This window comes from Pseudoalteromonas distincta (assembly GCF_000814675.1).
GTDB lineage: Bacteria > Pseudomonadota > Gammaproteobacteria > Enterobacterales > Alteromonadaceae > Pseudoalteromonas > Pseudoalteromonas distincta.
In genome coordinates this window covers 1-19804 of sequence record NZ_JWIG01000020.1, presented here as the reverse complement: position 1 = coordinate 19804, position 19804 = coordinate 1, and the positions used below count along the sequence as shown (strand labels likewise).

Annotated in this window: 19 protein-coding genes and 1 rRNA gene; 19 read left to right on the top strand and 1 reads right to left on the bottom strand. The window is 39.7% G+C overall.

Annotation, left to right across the window (positions count from 1 at the left end; translation table 11 throughout):
• Nucleotides 1–715 precede the first annotated feature (715 nt).
• The 15 genes from mioC to glmU all read left to right on the top strand — a co-directional run bounded on the left by mioC (nt 716) and on the right by glmU (nt 14621).
• Nucleotides 716–1165, top strand: coding sequence for an FMN-binding protein MioC (mioC, locus tag QT16_RS12345; protein WP_039488569.1), 450 nt, complete (start codon nt 716–718; stop codon nt 1163–1165).
• A gap of 428 nt (nt 1166–1593) precedes the next feature.
• Nucleotides 1594–3483, top strand: a complete 1890-nt coding sequence (gene mnmG, locus QT16_RS12340; protein ID WP_004335230.1) for a tRNA uridine-5-carboxymethylaminomethyl(34) synthesis enzyme MnmG — start codon at nt 1594–1596, stop codon at nt 3481–3483.
• Nucleotides 3484–3498: 15 nt separating this feature from the next.
• Entirely contained in the window at nt 3499–4119 is a 621-nt protein-coding gene (gene rsmG / locus QT16_RS12335) for a 16S rRNA (guanine(527)-N(7))-methyltransferase RsmG (protein ID WP_039488568.1), read from the top strand.
• A gap of 14 nt (nt 4120–4133) precedes the next feature.
• Nucleotides 4134–4919: a ParA family protein gene (locus tag QT16_RS12330; protein WP_004335235.1), complete on the top strand. Its 786-nt coding sequence runs from the start codon at nt 4134–4136 to the stop codon at nt 4917–4919.
• Between the two features lie 20 nt (nt 4920–4939).
• Entirely contained in the window at nt 4940–5866 is a 927-nt protein-coding gene (locus tag QT16_RS12325) for a ParB/RepB/Spo0J family partition protein (protein ID WP_039488567.1), read from the top strand.
• Between the two features lie 142 nt (nt 5867–6008).
• Nucleotides 6009–6389, top strand: coding sequence for an ATP synthase subunit I (locus QT16_RS12320; protein ID WP_004335240.1), 381 nt, complete (start codon nt 6009–6011; stop codon nt 6387–6389).
• A gap of 14 nt (nt 6390–6403) precedes the next feature.
• Entirely contained in the window at nt 6404–7261 is an 858-nt protein-coding gene (atpB, locus tag QT16_RS12315) for a F0F1 ATP synthase subunit A (protein WP_024597178.1), read from the top strand.
• A gap of 60 nt (nt 7262–7321) precedes the next feature.
• Nucleotides 7322–7564: a F0F1 ATP synthase subunit C gene (gene atpE, locus QT16_RS12310; RefSeq protein ID WP_008112128.1), complete on the top strand. Its 243-nt coding sequence runs from the start codon at nt 7322–7324 to the stop codon at nt 7562–7564.
• Between the two features lie 41 nt (nt 7565–7605).
• Nucleotides 7606–8076 carry a F0F1 ATP synthase subunit B gene (gene atpF / locus QT16_RS12305; RefSeq protein ID WP_004335264.1) on the top strand — a complete coding sequence of 157 codons (471 nt, stop codon included), beginning with the start codon at nt 7606–7608 and terminating at the stop codon, nt 8074–8076.
• 16 nt (nt 8077–8092) lie between these two features.
• Nucleotides 8093–8626, top strand: a complete 534-nt coding sequence (gene atpH / locus QT16_RS12300; protein ID WP_004335267.1) for a F0F1 ATP synthase subunit delta — start codon at nt 8093–8095, stop codon at nt 8624–8626.
• A 14-nt stretch (nt 8627–8640) separates the two neighbouring features.
• Entirely contained in the window at nt 8641–10182 is a 1542-nt protein-coding gene (gene atpA / locus QT16_RS12295; protein WP_004335270.1) for a F0F1 ATP synthase subunit alpha, read from the top strand.
• A gap of 60 nt (nt 10183–10242) precedes the next feature.
• Nucleotides 10243–11103: a F0F1 ATP synthase subunit gamma gene (atpG, locus tag QT16_RS12290; RefSeq protein ID WP_024597176.1), complete on the top strand. Its 861-nt coding sequence runs from the start codon at nt 10243–10245 to the stop codon at nt 11101–11103.
• 33 nt (nt 11104–11136) lie between these two features.
• Entirely contained in the window at nt 11137–12522 is a 1386-nt protein-coding gene (atpD, locus tag QT16_RS12285) for a F0F1 ATP synthase subunit beta (RefSeq protein ID WP_004335274.1), read from the top strand.
• A gap of 13 nt (nt 12523–12535) precedes the next feature.
• The gene (locus QT16_RS12280; protein ID WP_004335277.1) at nt 12536–12958 is read left to right on the top strand and encodes a F0F1 ATP synthase subunit epsilon; all 423 of its coding nucleotides are present in this window, start codon (nt 12536–12538) and stop codon (nt 12956–12958) included.
• 304 nt (nt 12959–13262) lie between these two features.
• Nucleotides 13263–14621: a bifunctional UDP-N-acetylglucosamine diphosphorylase/glucosamine-1-phosphate N-acetyltransferase GlmU gene (gene glmU / locus QT16_RS12275; RefSeq protein ID WP_039488566.1), complete on the top strand. Its 1359-nt coding sequence runs from the start codon at nt 13263–13265 to the stop codon at nt 14619–14621.
• 28 nt (nt 14622–14649) lie between these two features.
• On the opposite strand, the gene QT16_RS12270 is transcribed toward glmU, so the two are convergent.
• On the bottom strand, nt 14650–15492 hold the full coding sequence (locus QT16_RS12270; RefSeq protein ID WP_039488565.1) for a LytR/AlgR family response regulator transcription factor: 843 nt from the start codon (nt 15490–15492) through the stop codon (nt 14650–14652).
• A 144-nt stretch (nt 15493–15636) separates the two neighbouring features.
• On the opposite strand from QT16_RS12270, the gene QT16_RS21030 reads away from it, so the two are divergent.
• The 4 genes from QT16_RS21030 to QT16_RS12255 form a co-directional block, all read left to right on the top strand.
• Nucleotides 15637–16248, top strand: a complete 612-nt coding sequence (locus QT16_RS21030; RefSeq protein WP_238719443.1) for an acyltransferase family protein — start codon at nt 15637–15639, stop codon at nt 16246–16248.
• Nucleotides 16230–16865, top strand: a complete 636-nt coding sequence (locus QT16_RS21025) for a hypothetical protein (RefSeq protein ID WP_238719442.1) — start codon at nt 16230–16232, stop codon at nt 16863–16865. Before QT16_RS21030 ends, QT16_RS21025 begins: the two co-directional genes overlap by 19 nt.
• An 83-nt stretch (nt 16866–16948) precedes the next feature.
• Nucleotides 16949–18742 carry a choice-of-anchor I family protein gene (locus QT16_RS12260; RefSeq protein ID WP_039488564.1) on the top strand — a complete coding sequence of 598 codons (1794 nt, stop codon included), beginning with the start codon at nt 16949–16951 and terminating at the stop codon, nt 18740–18742.
• A gap of 610 nt (nt 18743–19352) precedes the next feature.
• Nucleotides 19353–19804 (top strand): 16S ribosomal RNA (locus tag QT16_RS12255); the annotation flags it as partial.

Below are 19804 nucleotides of genomic sequence, written 5' to 3'. Positions count from 1 at the left end.
TTTAAGAGCTAAAACGTGAAGATCAACACTCTAAAAAACCAACTTTATACAACATATGAACAGACGATCACTGCGGCTTTTTAGTAAAATGACTCGAGATTTGAGTGCATCAAACTTTTGATCTACTAATCCACCAGCAAAATACATAAAAAAAGCAGCTATAAATACGCATTAAATTAAATATATTGAGATCACTTATCCACAAAACCTAATTTTTAGCTCAAATAAATAGTAAATTGAGCTACCACACTCGAAAAAACCTAATGATCTATTAAAAATTATCTGTTTATAAGCTTATTTTTAATTAATTTCGTTAGATCAGCCCAATTAGATCATTTAATAAAATTATTTTCGATCTAAATTTAAGGTTATCAACAACCTTTATATCCACATTATGATCACCTTGTGCTTTTTATGCCTAGATTTACAATTAAGTCTCTCACTAAATAGTAATATCAATAACTTAGCGATTATTAAACAACCTAAAAGGTGTGTTTAAACAGAGCTTTCCCCACTGTTATCAACAACTTGATCAGAAGATTACATTTAAAGATATTTTGTTAAGCCTTATAATATCAACAACTTAAGTAGGCGCTTTAAAATAAGAGTAAAATTAGCACAAAAATAGTTATACAAAAAAGCACTCTTAACTTTACTGTTACTCACACTCAGTTATCATAGGCAGCAATTAAAACCAATGTGATCACTAATATTCATGAGTTCAGTAAATCTTATTGTTGGCAGCCAAATGGGATCAGCCGAGTATGTTGCAGAGCAACTAAGCGACGCGCTTAATAACCTTGGTATTACTACACAACTACATGATCAACCTGAATTTAGCGATATTGATCAGCAAAATACCATTTGGTTAATTTGCACATCTACTTATGGTGCAGGTGATTATCCTGAAAACTTTATTAGCTTTGTTGAAGATGTGACTCAAGTTAATGATTTATCAGAATTAAAATACTCAGTAATAGCTTTAGGTGATACCAGTTATGACACTTATAACCAAGCTGGACGTAATATAGATGCCTTATTATCTCAAAAAGGCGCTATAAAAGTAGCAGAACGCTTAGAGCTTAATATTCTCGATGAAGCACTACCAGAAGACACAGCATTAGCATGGTTAGACTCTTGGATAACCAAAACAGGCTTAAAATAGATAGATCAAGTAAAAAGTTATATATAAAGTTACCCACAATTTACTAATAATTTAATAGATTTTGTGGATAAAGATTGAATAAACTGCTTTTTAAAGCATGCTTATCCATGGGATAAGATCCAACTGATTCAGCCCTGTGCATAAGGTGCCTTTTTGATCAGAGCTTATTTGCTGGATGATCCGATCATATTAACACCTTTAGATCTGATCTAATTTCATGTTTTAAATGAAGATCTAAACCTTATCAACAGAAAAGCTGATCAGTAGTAGTAATAGTAATAAAAGATCTCTTTAAAAGATCCTTTATATTATTAGAGATCACATACTTAGATCTTGCTCTTTGTTTAATCATTTATCTTCTGCCAATTTCTAGGTAGAATACGCTCCCTTTTGAAGTTTACCGGTTTGATTTAAGTAGGATCCCATTAATGATTTTTCACGAAAATTTTGACGTTATCGTAGTAGGTGGTGGACATGCTGGCACTGAAGCCGCATTAGCAGCTGCCCGTATGGGGATGAATACCCTGCTACTGACTCACAATATGGATACCCTTGGTCAAATGTCTTGTAACCCAGCTATTGGTGGGATTGGCAAAGGTCATTTGGTAAAAGAAATTGATGCGCTTGGCGGTGCAATGGCACAGGCCATTGACAAAGGCGGGATCCAATTTCGCACACTAAACTCTTCAAAAGGACCTGCTGTTCGTGCAACTCGAGCACAAGCAGATCGCGCTTTGTACAAAGCAGCTATTCAAACAACATTACAAAACCAAGATAACCTTAAGATTTTTCAACAATCATGTGATGATCTTATTGTTGAAAACGATCGTGTTACTGGCGTAGTAACTCAAATGGGTTTACGTTTTAGTGCTCCAAGTGTTGTTTTAACCGTGGGTACTTTTTTAGGTGGCCAAATACACATTGGTTTAGAAAATTACAAAGGTGGTCGTGCTGGTGATCCACCATCAATTGCATTGGCTGAACGTTTACGCGAACACCCTTTTAGAGTAGATCGCTTAAAAACAGGTACTCCGCCACGTATTGATGCACGTACTGTTGATTTTACAAAAATGGAAGCACAGCCTGGTGATATGCCAACACCTGTATTTTCATTTATGGGTAAACAATCAGATCACCCACAACAAATACCGTGTTACATCACTTACACAAACGAAAAAACACATGATGTTATTCGTAAAAACCTACATCGCTCACCTATGTACTCAGGTGTTATTGAAGGTATTGGTCCACGCTACTGCCCATCAATTGAAGATAAAATTGTACGTTTTGCGGATAAAGATAAGCACCAAATATTTGTTGAACCTGAAGGCTTAACATCATACGAATTATATCCAAATGGTATTTCTACTAGTTTACCGTTTGATGTACAACTTGAGATTGTGCAATCTATTTCTGGTTTTGAAAATGCACATATTTGTCGACCAGGCTATGCAATAGAATATGACTACTTTGATCCACGCGATTTAAAACAGTCTTTAGAAACAAAATTTATCGAAGGCTTATTTTTCGCGGGTCAAATTAACGGCACTACCGGTTATGAAGAAGCGGGTGCACAAGGCTTAATTGCTGGTATGAATGCTGCGTTAAAAGTGCAAGGTAAAGATTCTTGGACACCACGTCGCGATGAAGCTTACGTGGGTGTATTAATCGACGACTTAGCAACACTGGGTACGAAAGAACCGTACCGCATGTTTACTAGCCGTGCCGAATACCGTTTACTACTTCGTGAAGATAATGCAGATATTCGCTTAACTGAAAAAGGCCGTGAGCTGGGTTTAGTTAATGACGAACGTTGGCAGGCATTTAACGAAAAAATGGAAGTAATCGAAAAAGAGAAGCAACGCATTAAAGATACGTGGATTCATAAAGATCACGTTGTTGTTGATCAAGTAAATGCATTACTAAAAACACCATTAACTCGTGAAGCAAGTTTAGAAGAATTACTTCGTCGTCCAGAGATTCGTTATAACGATCTTATGGCTATTGACGGTTTAGGATCTGAATTTACAAACGTAGCAGCACTTGAACAAGTTGAGATCCATACTAAGTACGCAGGCTATATTGCGCGTCAACAAGATGAGATCAATAAGCAGCTTCGTCATGAGCAAACAATTTTACCAAAAGAGTTTGATTACAAAACTGTATCAGGTTTATCAAATGAGGTTGTTGCTAAGCTTATTGAGTCACGTCCAGACACTATTGGCCAAGCATCGCGTATTTCTGGTATCACCCCAGCGGCGATTTCGCTATTATTAGTGTATCTGAAGAAGCAAGGCTTATTACGCAAATCTGCGTAACGATAAGGGTACATAGTGTTACAGCAACAATTAACTACATTGTTAGCGCAAACTGATATTGCGCTAACACAAAAACAACAGCAACAGCTAGTTCGTTACGTCGAGTTATTAGATAAGTGGAATAAAGCTTATAATTTAACTTCGGTACGCTTACCTGAAGAAATGATGATTAAGCATATTATGGATAGTTTAGTTGTTGCACCTCACTTACCCGGTCATCATTATATTGATGTTGGCACAGGGCCTGGCCTTCCGGGCATTGTATTAGCGATTGCATTACCTAACACACAATTTGTGTTACTAGATAGTCTAGGTAAACGCGTTCGCTTTTTAATGCATGTTAAACATGAGCTTGGCCTTGATAACGTAACACCTGTTCAGTCAAGAGTTGAAGAATATCAGCCAAGTGTTAAATTAGATGGCGTACTCAGTCGTGCATTTGCTTCATTACAAGATATGGTTGACTGGTGTTCGCACTTAATTGATCATTCGGGTAAATTTATAGCGCTTAAAGGTGTGTTCCCTAGTGAAGAGCTAGAGTCATTACCTACTGGCGTTAAGTTTGAGCAAAAAATTGCATTAGAAGTACCTAAGTTAGATGCACAACGACATTTAATTATTCTTTCTAAAGACTAGGGATCAGAGACACTGTGGCAAAAGTCATCGCATTAGCAAATCAAAAAGGTGGAGTGGGTAAAACTACAACCGCTGTAAACCTCGCTGCGTCTATGGCTGCAACGAAACGTAAAGTGCTGTTAATTGATCTCGATCCGCAAGGCAATGCGACTATGGGAAGTGGCGTAGATAAGTACGGCGACGTACCAACTATTTACGACTTACTCATTGAAGATAAACCTATAGAAGACGTTATTATCAAAGAAACGTCTGGCGAATACCATATGATTGCTGCAAACGGTGATGTAACCGCTGCAGAAGTTAAACTTATGGAATTATTTGCCCGTGAAGTGCGTTTACGTAACGCACTTGAAAAAATTCAGGATCAGTACGAATTTATTTTTATCGACTGTCCACCCTCTTTAAATATGTTAACTGTTAACGCAATGGCCGCAGCTGATTCTATTTTAGTGCCTATGCAGTGTGAGTATTATGCACTTGAAGGGTTAACCGCATTAATGGATACGATTACGCAGCTTGCTAAGTTAGTAAACCCTAGCTTACAAATTGAAGGCATACTTCGTACTATGTACGATCCGCGTAACCGTTTAGCGAATGACGTATCAGAACAATTAAAACAACATTTTGGCGACAAAGTATACCGTACGGTGATCCCGCGTAATGTTCGTTTAGCAGAGGCACCTAGTTTTGGTACACCTGCTATGTATTATGACCGGGCATCAAGTGGCGCTAAAGCATATTTAGCACTCGCTGGTGAAATGTTACGTAGAAAAGAAAAAACAGCGTCCGTTGTCGCCTAACTTTGAGGTAAAAAAATAACATGTCTGCTAAAAAACGAGGTTTAGGCCGAGGACTCGATGCACTTTTAAGTTCGTCAAAGCCTACACCGAGCGCAAGCAAGGAACAAGACACATCAAACGTGACTGAAGCTGTAAAAAATGCGGCTGGGCCAAATAACAGTGAATTACAAAAACTCCCAATCGAGTTTTTACACTCTGGTAAATATCAACCTCGTAAAGACATGTCCGAAGAGGCACTAGAAGAGCTTGCTAGTTCTATTCGCTCACAAGGTATTATTCAACCTATAGTCGTGCGCCCTATTGCACAAAATAGTTTTGAAATTATCGCCGGAGAGCGTCGTTGGCGTGCAGCGCAAATAGCTAAGCTTGAAACAGTACCTTGTATTATTAAAGACGTACCAGATGAAGCTGCAGTTGCTATTGCGCTAATAGAAAATATTCAACGTGAAGACTTAAATGCTATGGAAGAAGCGGTTGCGTTAAATCGCTTACTTAATGAGTTTGAACTAACACATCAACAAGTAGCAGATGCGGTTGGCAAATCACGTACTACAGTAACTAACTTACTTCGTTTAAATAATTTAAACAGTGATGTAAAAATTCTGTTAGAGCATGGCGACATTGAAATGGGGCACGCTCGTTGTTTATTAGCCCTTGAGGGAGAAGCACAATCAGATGCTGCTCGTTTAGCTGTCGCTAAAGCACTAACTGTTCGTGAAACCGAAAAGTTAGTTCGTTCAATTTTAGAACCAGTGCCAGCTAAAGAAATAGCTGAAAAAGATCCAGATGTTAAACAGTTAGAGCAACAACTCGCTGAAAACCTAGGTGCCAAAGTAGAAATAAATTACAACAAAAAAGGCAAAGGTAAGCTTGTTATTTCTTATACTAATTTGGACGAACTTGACGGCATTTTAAATCGCATTAATCAAGACAATACCCACCATTAGTTTTCTACATGTCTAAAAAGGGACATTTGTAGCTATTTCGTGTTACAAAGCGTCTACTCAAGTTGCAAAACTGGCAGGATTAAGTATAATTTCGCCAGTTTTCACACCCTAACAATTAGAACGCAATAAAGGTTAACTAAACGTGACTGATAAGTTAGCGAGTCCATATCGACTTGCCGTATTAAAGTTAATTTGCCTTCAGGGTGTTGTAGCATTAGTTGCTGCTGTAATTATTTGTTTTAGTTCGGGAGTCAATGCCGCGCTTTCATCACTCGCTGGTGGAGTTGTCGCAGTACTTCCGCACTTTGTATTTGGTCTTTATGCATTCAGACATATGGGTGCAAGTCGAGCAAATCAAGCGTATGCCTCGTTGAAACGCGGCAACGGATTAAAATTTATGCTAACAATTGTATTGTTTGCGCTAGTACTGAAGCATTTTCCGGTAATTTTATTACCCTTTTTTAGTACTTATATACTGGCGCTCTTTACTGGATTGTTCGCACCCGTTTTTTTTAAACATTAACTTTGGGATATAACATGGCAGCAGAAGAAGTTACTCTATCTGGCCATATCCAGCACCATTTGACCAATGCTAAGATGTGTTCGACCGATACAGGTCTCGCCTTCAATAAAGCATGTACGGATAGTGGTTTCTGGACATGGCATATAGATACCCTCGCATGGTCTATCGGTTTAGGTCTTATATTTTTATGGATCTTTCGTAGTGCCGCTAAAAAATCAACACTAGGTGTACCTGGAAAATTTCAATGTTTCATTGAAATGGTAGTAGAGTTTGTTGGTGACAACGTACGTGATACTTTCCATGGTAAAAGCAAGCTTATTGCACCATTAGCATTAACAATATTCGTTTGGATATTTTTAATGAACTTAATGGATTTAATACCGGTTGACTTTTTACCTGCATTAGCTGGTTTTGTTGGTGAGACTGCGTTTGGTATGGATTCACACGATGTGTACATGAAAATTGTACCAACGACAGACATTAATATGACTGCAGCGCTAGCGCTGGGTGTATTTATTTTAATGATAGGCTACTCAATTAAAATAAAAGGCATCGGTGGTTTTATTAAAGAACTAACACTTCACCCGTTTAGTTCAAATAATACTGCACTACAAATCCTTTTAATCCCGTTTAACTTATTACTTGAACTGATTGCGCTGGTTTCTAAACCGTTTTCATTAGCGCTACGTTTGTTTGGTAACTTATATGCAGGTGAATTGATTTTCATCTTGATCGGCGCTATCGGATTTATGCAATTACCATTGCATTTTGTTTGGGCTGTATTCCACATCTTAGTAATTGTATTGCAAGCATTCGTATTTATGATGCTAACAATCGTATACCTAAGTATGGCAAGCTCAGATAATCACTAATTTTATATTTACAATTTTACTTTTACTTTTAACTTTACAATTGAAACTTTGGAGAAATAAATGGAAGCTTTAGAATTATTAAACGGCTTAAAATACATCGCAGTAGCTTTACTAATCGGTTTTGGTGCAATCGGCACTGCAATTGGTTTTGGTAACATGGGCGGTAAATTCCTTGAAGCATGTGCGCGTCAACCTGAGCTTGCACCTTCGCTACAAGTTAAGATGTTTATTCTTGCTGGTCTAATCGATGCTGTAGCAATGATTGGTGTTGGTATCGCTATGGTATTGTTGTTCGTACTTTAATTTTATTTTTTGAACAGCTTACTATTTAAGGAGGAGCGGTTGTGAATTTAAACGCCACTCTTATCGGTGAATTGATTGCGTTTACGGTGTTCGTATTATTTTGTATGAAATACGTATGGCCACCACTAAACGGTGCAATTGAAGCTCGCCAGAAAAAAATCGAAGATGGTTTAGCTGCCTCTGATAGAGCCGAAAAAGACTTAGAACTTGCGCAAAAGAAAGCTGCTGAACAGCTTAAAGATGCAAAAGCTCAAGCGGCTGATATCATTGATCAAGCTAAAAAGCGTGCAGTGCTAATTGTTGACGAAGAAACACTTCGTGGTCAGCAAGAGCGTGAAAGTATCATTGCTCAAGGGCACTCTGAAGTTGAGTCTGAACGTAATCGCATAACAGAAGAGCTACGTAAGCAAGTAGCAACTCTGGCAGTGATTGGTGCAGAACGTATTTTAGAGCGTGAAATTAATCAAGCCGCACATAGTGACATCGTTGAAAAACTTGTCGCTGAGCTGTAATTAGGAGGGTATGAGCATGTCTAATTTGACTACTATCGCTCGCCCATACGCTAAAGCGGCTTTTGAACTTGCCGTTGAGAAAGGCACTCTAGAAAGCTGGAATGATATGTTGTTCTTTGCAGGCCACGTAGCCAGCAATGAACAAGCATCATCTGCTTTAGCAGGTATGCCTACAGCTACTGCACAAGCTGAATTATTTATTCAACTTTGTGCTGAGCAGCTCAACGAACAAGGTCAGAACCTAGTTAAGGTGATGGCTGAAAATGGACGTTTGACAGCTCTACCTGACGTTGCTGAGTTATTTGCTGAATTTAAAGCAGAATACGATAAAGAAATCGAAGTAGATGTGATTTCTGCAACTCCTCTTGTTGCTGCGCAACAAGAGTCATTGGTAGCGGCACTTGAAAAACGTTTCGCACGCAAAGTTAAGCTGAATTGTAGTGAAGACGCGTCAGTGGTTGGTGGACTTATTATTAGGTCTGGCGACACTGTAATCGACGGTACTATTCGCGGTAAATTAAGCCGCTTAGCTACAACACTACAATCGTAATTGGGAAAAAGAGCATGCAACTTAATTCCACTGAAATTTCAGATCTGATCAAACAACGTATTGAGAAGTTCGAAGTTGTAAGTGAAGCTCGTAACGAAGGTACTATTGTATCTGTTACTGACGGTATCATCCGCATCCACGGTCTTGCTGACTGTATGCAAGGTGAAATGATTGAGCTTCCTGGCAGCCGTTATGCTATCGCACTAAACCTTGAGCGCGACTCAATTGGTGCAGTAGTAATGGGTCCGTACGCTGACCTTACTGAAGGCGTAAAAGTATATACAACTGGTCGTATTTTAGAAGTTCCTGTTGGTCCTGGTCTACTTGGTCGTGTTGTAAACACACTAGGTGCTCCGATCGATGGTAAAGGCGCTTTAGATAACGACGGGTTTGAACCTGTAGAAAAAATTGCACCAGGTGTAATCGAGCGTAAATCAGTAGATGAGCCAGTTCAAACTGGTTATAAATCTATCGATGCGATGATTCCAGTTGGTCGTGGTCAACGTGAACTTATCATCGGTGACCGTCAAACAGGTAAAACTGCACTAGCAATCGATGCAATCATCAATCAAAAAGACACAGGCGTTAAGTGTGTGTACGTTGCGATTGGTCAAAAAGCATCTACTATTGCAAACGTAGTTCGTAAATTAGAAGAGCATGGTGCACTAGCAAATACTATCGTAGTTGTTGCATCTGCTTCTGAATCTGCGGCACTTCAGTACTTAGCACCGTTCGCGGGCTGTACTATGGGTGAATACTTCCGTGACCGTGGTGAAAACGCATTAATCGTATATGATGATTTGTCTAAGCAAGCAGTTGCTTACCGTCAAATTTCATTACTACTTAAGCGTCCACCAGGCCGTGAAGCATACCCAGGTGACGTATTCTACCTTCACTCTCGTCTTTTAGAGCGTGCATCGCGTGTAAACGCAGATTACGTTGAAAAGTTCACTAATGGTGAAGTGAAAGGTAAAACTGGTTCATTGACGGCATTGCCAATCATTGAAACTCAAGGCGGCGACGTTTCTGCGTTCGTACCGACTAACGTTATCTCTATCACCGATGGTCAGATCTTCTTAGAAACTGACTTATTCAACTCAGGTATCCGTCCGGCAGTAAATGCTGGTATCTCGGTATCGCGTGTTGGTGGTGCTGCACAAACTAAAATCGTTAAGAAACTAGGTGGCGGTATCCGTCTAGCCCTAGCTCAGTACCGTGAATTAGCTGCGTTCTCGCAGTTCGCGTCTGACCTTGATGATGCTACTCGTGCTCAACTTGAGCATGGTGAGCGTGTAACAGAGCTAATGAAGCAGAAACAGTACGCGCCAATGTCTGTTGCTGAAATGTCTTTGTCGTTATTTGCTGCTGAAAAAGGCTTCCTTCAAGACATCGAAATCGCGAAAATCGGTGACTTTGAAGCAGCTTTACTTTCGTATGCAACTAGCACATACGCAGAGCTTGTGGCTCAAATCAATGAAACTGGTAACTTGAATGCCGAGATCGAAGCGCAGCTTAAAGAACTTCTTACGAAGTTCAAGTCTACGCAAACTTGGTAATTTAGTTATTAATGGTGCGCTTTAGGAAACTAAAGCACACCTTGATTCGGAGAGAGAGTCATGGCCAGCGGAAAAGAGATTAAAAGCAAGATCGGGAGTATTAAAAATACTCAAAAGATCACTAGCGCAATGGAAATGGTTGCTGCGTCTAAAATGAAAAGGGCGCAAGAACGCGTTGCTTCAAGCCGTCCATACGCTAATAAATTACGTGAAGTAATTGGTCGTGTTGCTCAAGCAAATCTTGATTTTACTCACCCGTTCTTAAAAGAACGTGAAGTGAAACGAGTTGGTTATATTGTTATCTCTACAGACCGTGGTCTGTGTGGCGGTTTAAACTCAAACGAGTTTAAGAAAGTTGCACTTGATGTTAAAGCGTGGAAAGAGAAAGGTGTTGATGCTGAATTTGCTACTTTAGGTAGTAAGGCAGCAGGCTTCTTTCAACGTTTTGGTGGTCAACTACTCGCTAAAAAAGCGGGCCTAGGAGATAAACCTTCAGTACAAGACGTTATTGGTCCTGTAAAAATTATGCTTGATGCATTTTCTGAAGGCAAAATAGACCGTTTATTCTTGGTATATAACAAATTCGTTAATACCATGAAGCAAGAGCCAATTATAGATCAGTTACTCCCTTTGCCAAAAGCTGAAGAAGAAGTATCTGCTCACACATGGGATTACTTATACGAGCCAAACCCAGAGGCTATTTTAGAGTCTTTGTTAGTACGCTTTATTGAGTCTCAAGCATACCAAGGTGTGGTAGAAAATGCTGCCTCAGAACAGGCTGCTCGTATGGTTGCAATGAAAGCTGCAACTGATAACGCAGGTGACCTTATGGACGAGCTACAGCTTGTTTATAACAAGGCTCGCCAAGCAGCAATCACACAAGAAATTAGTGAGATTTGTTCTGGCTCAGCAGCAGTTTAATGCTTCGGGTAAAGATTAACGAGAGGAATAGACATGAGTTTAGGTAAGGTCGTCCAAATTATCGGCGCCGTTGTGGATATTGAATTTCCACAAGATAGCGTGCCAGCGGTATACCACGCACTAAGAGTAACAGATGGCGATTTAGCTGGTTTGACTTTAGAAGTTCAACAACAGCTAGGTGGCGGTGTAGTGCGTACTATCGCTATGGGTACTACTGATGGTTTACGTCGTAGTGCTTTAGTTATGAATACAGGTGAATCGATTCAAGTTCCAGTTGGTAAAGCAACACTTGGTCGTATCATGAACGTACTTGGTGAGCCAATCGATGAAGCGGGTCCAATCGGCGAAGAAGACCGTATGTCTATTCACCGTGCAGCGCCTTCATACGAAGAGCAATCAAGTTCAGTTGAGCTTTTAGAAACTGGTATCAAGGTTATCGACCTTGTATGTCCGTTTGCTAAAGGTGGTAAAGTTGGTTTATTCGGTGGTGCCGGTGTTGGTAAAACTGTAAACATGATGGAACTTATCCGTAACATCGCAATCGAGCACAGCGGCTACTCAGTATTCGCAGGTGTTGGTGAGCGTACACGTGAGGGTAACGATTTCTACCATGAGATGAACGATTCAAACGTACTTGATAAAGTATCGCTTGTATACGGTCAGATGAACGAGCCTCCAGGTAACCGTTTACGCGTAGCGTTAACAGGCCTTACTATGGCTGAAAAGTTCCGTGATGAAGGTCGCGATGTGCTTTTCTTCGTAGATAATATCTACCGTTATACACTTGCTGGTACAGAAGTATCTGCACTTCTTGGTCGTATGCCATCAGCGGTAGGTTACCAGCCTACACTTGCTGAAGAAATGGGTGTGCTTCAAGAGCGTATCGCTTCAACTAAGACTGGTTCAATTACATCAATCCAAGCGGTATACGTACCTGCGGATGATTTAACGGATCCATCTCCAGCAACTACCTTTGCTCACTTAGACGCAACAGTAGTACTTTCACGTGATATCGCATCACTTGGTATTTACCCAGCGGTAGACCCACTTGATTCATCTTCACGTCAACTTGACCCACAAGTAATTGGTCAAGAGCACTACGATACAGCACGTGGCGTTCAAACAGTTCTTCAGCGTTACAAAGAACTTAAAGACATCATTGCAATCCTAGGTATGGACGAGCTTTCTGACGAAGATAAGCAACTTGTATCTCGTGCACGTAAAATCCAACGTTTCCTATCTCAGCCATTCTTCGTGGCAGAGGTGTTTACAGGCGCGTCAGGTAAATACGTATCACTGAAAGATACAATTGCTGGCTTCAAAGGCATTTTAAACGGCGAGTTTGATGAGCTTCCAGAGCAAGCGTTTTACATGGTTGGCTCTATCGAAGAAGCTCAAGAAAAAGCCAAAGGCATGTAACTAGGAGGGTAGTATGACAGCTATGACTGTACATCTTGACGTAGTAAGCGCAGAGCAGAGCTTGTTCTCTGGTCTTGTTGAATCGATTCAAGTATCTGGTAGTGAAGGCGAGCTGGGTGTAAACCTAGGTCATGCTCCACTACTAACTGCCCTTAAACCTGGTATGGTACGTTTAGTTAAGCAATATGGTCACGAAGATGTGTTATATGTTGCTGGCGGTACATTAGAAGTTCAACCAAATCACATCACGATTCTTGCAGATACTGCGGTTCGTGGTGAAGATTTAGATGAAGATTCTGTACAAAAAGCTAAACGTGAAGCTGAAGAACATATGGCGAATTCGTCAGCTGTTGAGTTTGATTATCAACAAGCGGCTACGCGACTGGCAGAAGCAGTTGCTCAGTTACGCGTAATTCAGCAATTACGTCACAAGTAAGCCTATCCGGTTTTGAAAAGCCCACTTTATGTGGGCTTTTTTGTGTCTGTAATTTAAACATGGTGTATCGCTTATTTATAATTGTTAAATAACAGGTCTATCAGACTATTATCTGTGCTTTATCACTTATATCCTTCACCAATCCTCGCTACAATAACGTCATCCAATTAAGTGTGTTTTTCAGTCAAGATTCAGTACGAATAAACTAACCTACTGAGTATCTGCACAAGAAGTGATTTACGTAATCTTCTGCACAAACATAATACTTATTTAGCTAAAACAACGGAAAAAGGAAATTGTTTTAATGGCTTTAACAACTGTTATTCTTGCTGCGGGTAAAGGTACTCGTATGCGTTCTGCTCTACCTAAAGTTTTGCACAATGTTGCAGGTAAACCAATGGTACAGCACGTTATTGATAATGCGATGGCATTAGGTGCAACGACTACAAACTTAGTTTACGGACACGGCGGCGAACTATTACAACAGCAACTTGCCGATAACGATGTAAATTGGGTACTTCAAGCAGAGCAACTCGGTACTGGCCACGCAGTAGCGCAAGCCAACTCTCATATTAACGATGAAGACACAGTATTGATTTTATACGGCGATGTACCGCTAACAAAACAATCAACTCTAGAGCGTTTATTAGCTGCAACACCTAAAAATGGTTTAGCGGTATTAACGGTAAATTTGGTAAACCCAAATGGCTATGGTCGCATGCTTCGTGTTGGTGGTAAGTTAGTCGGTATTGTTGAGCAAAAAGATGCAAGCTCAGAGCAGTTACTTATTAACGAAGTAAATACAGGCATTATGGCTGTGAACGGTAAGCTATTAAAAACATGGTTAGGTAACTTATCTAACAATAATGCACAAGGCGAGTACTACTTAACAGATATCGTTGCAATGGCTCACAGTGAAGGCGTAGAGATCGCTTCAGCGCAACCAGATCATGCAATGGAAGTTGAAGGCGCAAATAACCGTGTACAACTTGCAGGCTTAGAACGCGCTTACCAAGCATGGCAAGCAGAAGAGTTAATGTTAAATGGCGCAACACTGGCCGACCCTGCTCGTATTGATGTTCGCGGAAATGTTAAAACAGGCGAAGACGTATTAGTTGATATAAACGTTATCTTTGAAGGTAATGTAACCCTTGGTAACAATGTACAAATAGGCCCTAACTGTGTACTTAAAAACTGTACCATAGGCGATAACGTGGTAATAAAGGCGAATACCTTAATTGAAGATGCAAGCGTAGCTGCTAAATGTACGCTGGGCCCTTATGCTCGCCTTCGCCCTGGCGCTGTTATGGAAGAAGACTCACACATTGGTAACTTTGTTGAGATGAAAAAAACCCGTTTAGGCAAAGGCTCAAAAGCCAACCACTTAAGTTACTTAGGTGATGCTGAAATTGGCGAAAAAGTGAATATTGGCGCAGGTACTATTACCTGCAACTACGATGGTGTTAATAAATCAAAAACTATTATTGGCGATAATGCTTTTATTGGCTCTAATTCATCACTTGTTGCCCCAGTAAATATAGGTGCAACTGCAACAATTGGTGCAGGCTCTGTGATCACCAGTACCGTTGAAGATGACCAATTAGCAATAGCACGCTCTAAACAGCGTAATTTAACGGGTTGGAAACGCCCAGTTAAAAAATAACAATTAGAGGCTACTTAGGTAGCCTTTTTTATTTTAGTTGAAGTTTAAATTGCTCTTTATAGCGTCTAGATAGGTTTAGTACTTTACCTGTAGTTAATTTTATTTCACTGTCGCCACTGGATAGTGGTGTAATAGACTCCACTTTATCGAGTTTTACGCCATGGCTGCGGTGAATTCCACAAAACCCCTGCACTTCAAGTTGTTTACTTAATGCTGTAAGCGTTGCCCTTAACGGATATATACGTGAGGCTATATGTAGGTTTACATAATTACCCGACGATTCAAGCCAATCAACATCCTCTATTTTTATAATGAATTCTTTTCCGAGCTTTTTAACTAATAGGCGGTTTATGGTCGATGTTGTTTGCTGCTCACTTTCTTCAATTGAAGAAGCTTCACCTAGTAACTGCTGCACCACATATTGATATACTTTGATAAGTACGATGAAAAACACAAAGCTTATAGCGTCTTTCTGGTATTCATAAATAAGCTCAAACCAGCTAAGTCCAAAGTTGTAAGACCCATCATTCAACAAATATATGAATTTACGAACCCCTACCATAATACCAACGTGTAACACGCTAAATATAATAGAAGCAGCAAAGTACATACCTAATGAGGCCGTAATATTTTGCCAATTAAAAGATAAGTGTCTTAAAAACCAAATTAAAATAGGGAATATAAGCAAAGTACTCAAGGCACTTGAATACTCCCAAACAAATGGCTCCCACATTAAAAAAGTTAAAGCCCCTTCTCTTTGGGCTTCCATTATTTGGGTTGTAGCGTTTACTGTATTATTAATTAATACGTAAGCACACAGTAATACTGATGCGTAAATGCTTTGAAAACGTTGAAAGTGCTGTAGGTTCATAAATGTATGCTTATTGCTGACGTGGCACGCTTATCCCTGTATACCACCTTTTATCACTATTGCTTGTAATATAAGCACTTGTAGATAGTTTTAGCGAGATCTTTAGGTATGAATAACGCATAAAATTCATAAAGTAATAAAAGCATGAGCACTCAAACACAACAACCTTCATTAGTTAATTCGCGTAAATATTATCTTGATTGGCTTAGGGTAATCGCATTTGCGTCGCTAATTTTTTATCACATTGGCATGTTGTATAGCGAAAACTGGGGATTTCATTTTAAAAGTAATTACACATCACAGTATGTTGAATATTTAATGTTGGTGTTTTCACCTTGGCGTATGTTGCTCATTTGGTTTATATCGGGTGTAGCACTGCGTTTTATGATTGATAAAATAAGTGGCTTTAAGTCTTGGTTACATTTCACTTTATACCGCTCTATTTTTTTACTATTACCCTTGCTGGTGGGTTTATGGTTAATAGTGCCTTTACAGCTGTTTGCAGAAATGTCGCAGCAAGGTGTTATTGATATTAGTTATTGGCAATTCTATTTAGCTTTTATAGACACTAACAATACGCTTTTTGATAATTATCAGTCTGGAGTATGGCCGAATGTGGATGTAAATCACTTGTGGTATTTGCGCTCGTTGTGGCAATTTATGCAGATCATTATTGTTTTAACTCTTTTTGCACGCTTGCCCTTTATTGCGCCTTTAAAAACATTTGTTAAGGGGGGGTGTCATTTGGGTTTTTAATTACCTTGCTCACTATTGCCACACTATTTACAAGCTATTACTTAACTGGCGATTCAATTAGAGAGACTAACGGCTTAATACTGCTACTCGCAGGATACATATTTGCTAAAAACACTTACTTTTGGAACTGCTTAAATAAAAAATTAGTATTACTAGCTTTGAGTTTTGCGGTTTTGTTTGTACTTATAATATTAAGTTATCAGAAGGTGTTTAATCTTCCTCATTTTATTTTAAGCGCTAGCTACAATATTCAACGTGTTGTAGGTGTATTTTTTGTACTTGCGCTCGCTCACCGATTTTTAAATTTTAATACTTACTATTTAAAACAGCTCAATGTATGGGTGTTTCCCTTTTATTTATTGCATCAAAGCATTTTGATTATTTTGTGTTTTTTACTACTGCCTTTAAGTTTAGGGCCTGTTGCTGAACCATTCATCATTATTACAGGGACTTGGTCTTTTTGCGGCGTTATTACATGGGGTATTACACGTATTGATGTACTTAGACCTTTGCTAGGGGTTGCAATTAAACGAGATTATTCCCCGACTGTAAAAATGCTTGGTTATACGGCCGCTTTAATTTTAATTACTCCGCTAGCGTATAAGCTAATTACTTAGGCTAAGAGGCTGTATTAAAACTGCCATAATCTTGTCATGCCTGTGTGTTGATATTTAGCAAATACAATACTAAGGAAAATCACATGTTTAAAAAATCAATTATTGCGCTGTCACTTATATCTGTTCTTACTGGTTGCTCACTTGATGGTGACGATGGCCAAAACGGCTCTCAAGGATTACAGGGAGAACAAGGCGCAAATGGCATTAATGGGATAAATGGTGTAAATGCTAATTCAGTATTAAATATCAGCCTCGTAGGAAGAGGAGTATTAAATGCACAAAGTCCAGAAGGTGCCGCTGAAATAGTTGCTTACCAAGCATCTAAAAAATGGATTTACGCTATTAACAGTTCAGGCGATGACTCTGTTATTAATATTTTACCCGCCGACACCTTTGATACTGCCGCACTTGTTAAAGATAACGAAGGGGTTATCAGCGCCACAAATTTAACGTCCGTTATTACGTTGTCTTTAAACGAGCATACCCAAGGCGATGCAAACAGCATTGCTATTGATGAAAATAATAATTTACTAGCGGTCGCAATGGCTGCTAAAAGCACGGGTGATGCAGGTCAAATTGCTTTTTACGATATAAGCGGCGACTCACCTGTATTTATTAAAAATGTTACAGTCGGATTTTTACCAGACATGGTGACGTTCACCCATGATGGCGCAAAGGCAGTGGTTGCTAACGAAGGTGAACCAAGTGGCGACTACAGCGTAGATCCTGAAGGTTCTATTAGTATTATCGATATAACAAATAATGTAATAGCCGATACAGCACTAAATATTTATTTTAAAGCCTATAACAACAAACAAACCGAACTAGAAGCGCAAGGGGTCGTTTTTGCAAACCCCAATGGTCGTACTATTAACGGTAATCTGATAAATACCACAGTAGCTATGGATTTAGAGCCCGAGTACGTTAGCATTTCTAAAGATAACAAATACGCTTATGTATCTATTCAAGAAAACAATGCACTTGCAATAGTTAACCTACAAGACAACAGCCTTGAGCTAAAGGGCTTAGGCTTTAAAGATTGGTCAAGCTTACAACTTGATGCCTCAGATAAAGATGGCGGCGTTAATTTTAAATCATACCCAGGGCTCTATGGTATGTACCAGCCCGATACTACCTCAAGCTTTAGTTGGAAAGGCGCTAACTTTATAGTCACTGCCAACGAAGGTGACGCAAGAGAATACTTTTTTGATACAACGGATGAAGCAGACTGTATAGCAAAGGGCGGACTTGATTACGATAAAGACGACGGCTGCTTAGCTTATATAGATGAAAGCCGCGTTGAAGACTTAACGCTTGCAGCTAATTTTGATTACTTAAATAACGACGATAACGATATTGGTCGCTTAAAAGTAACAACAATAAAAGGCGATACTAATAATGATGGTCAATACGAATCGCTTTATGCTTATGGTGCACGTTCGTTTACCATTTGGGACAGCAATGGGCTGGTGGTGTTTGATTCAGGCGATGATATAGGTCGTATTACTGCATCGGTTCATGGTGAAGCATTTAACAACAATGAAGATGAAAACAAAGGTGACTCACGCTCAGATGATAAAGGCGCAGAGCCAGAAGCGCTGACTATTGGTAAAATTGACGATCGTACATTTGCTTTTATAGGGCTTGAGCGTATGGGTGGGATTATGGTTTATGATATTACCAATCCATATAATGTGCAGTTTGAAGACTACTTCTATAATAGAGGCTTAATTAAAGACGCTAATATTACAGGCGATTTAGCGCCTGAAGGAATGGAATTCGTTCCAGCAGAGCAGAGTGCTACAGGAAACCCACTCTTAATCGTTGGAAATGAAATATCAGGCTCCATTGCCGTATGGGAAATAGCATCTAAATAAACCTTTAATTTAAAACAAAGCTGTGTGTTGTTTGTTTAACATACAGCTTAGTTTAAACCTTACTAATACCTCATCAATAGATACATATGTTGTGCGTGTTTTTTAAACTAAAAGTATCCTGTAGCCCTTTATTTGTATAGCTTTCATACTAAATTCATTTAATTGTCAAAAAGCTGAAATAAAACATTGACCCCCGCTCGAATCTCCCTATAATGCGACCCCACTGAGACGGGAAACGCCGAAGCATAGCAAGGCACGAACTACTCAGAGAGTTAAATAAAACTTCGGCTTTAAATCTTTTAAAAAGAAAGTTTAAAACAAAGTGTTGACTCGAAAAATAAAGGGTGTATTATTCGCATCCCTTGAGACGCTTAAGCGACTCAAAACGTTCTTTAACAATATAAAGCAATCATCTGTGTGGGCACTCGTACAGATTGAGTTCTAACAGCCAAACTACTTAGGTAGCGAGGCAAACAAATTAGAGTCTCAATTGAAAACTGAGTGACCAACAGAATAGTTATTTCGGTAATTATTCGGCACAGTCAATTCAATATCGAAAGATATTAAAAAATTCAGAATTCATTGAGCTGTCGAAAGACATAAAACTTTTTAATTGAAGAGTTTGATCATGGCTCAGATTGAACGCTGGCGGCAGGCCTAACACATGCAAGTCGAGCGGTAACAGAGAGTAGCTTGCTACTTTGCTGACGAGCGGCGGACGGGTGAGTAATGCTTGGGAACATGCCTTGAGGTGGGGGACAACAGTTGGAAACGACTGCTAATACCGCATAATGTCTACGGACCAAAGGGGGCTTCGGCTCTCGCCTTTAGATTGGCCCAAGTGGGATTAGCTAGTTGGTGAGGTAATGGCTCACCAAGGCGACGATCCCTAGCTGGTTTGAGAGGATGATCAGCCACACTGGGACTGAGACACGGCCCAGACTCCTACGGGAGGCAGCAGTGGGGAATATTGCACAATGGGCGCAAGCCTGATGCAGCCATGCCGCGTGTGTGAAGAAGGCCTTCGGGTTGTAAAGCACTTTCAGTCAGGAGGAAAGGTTA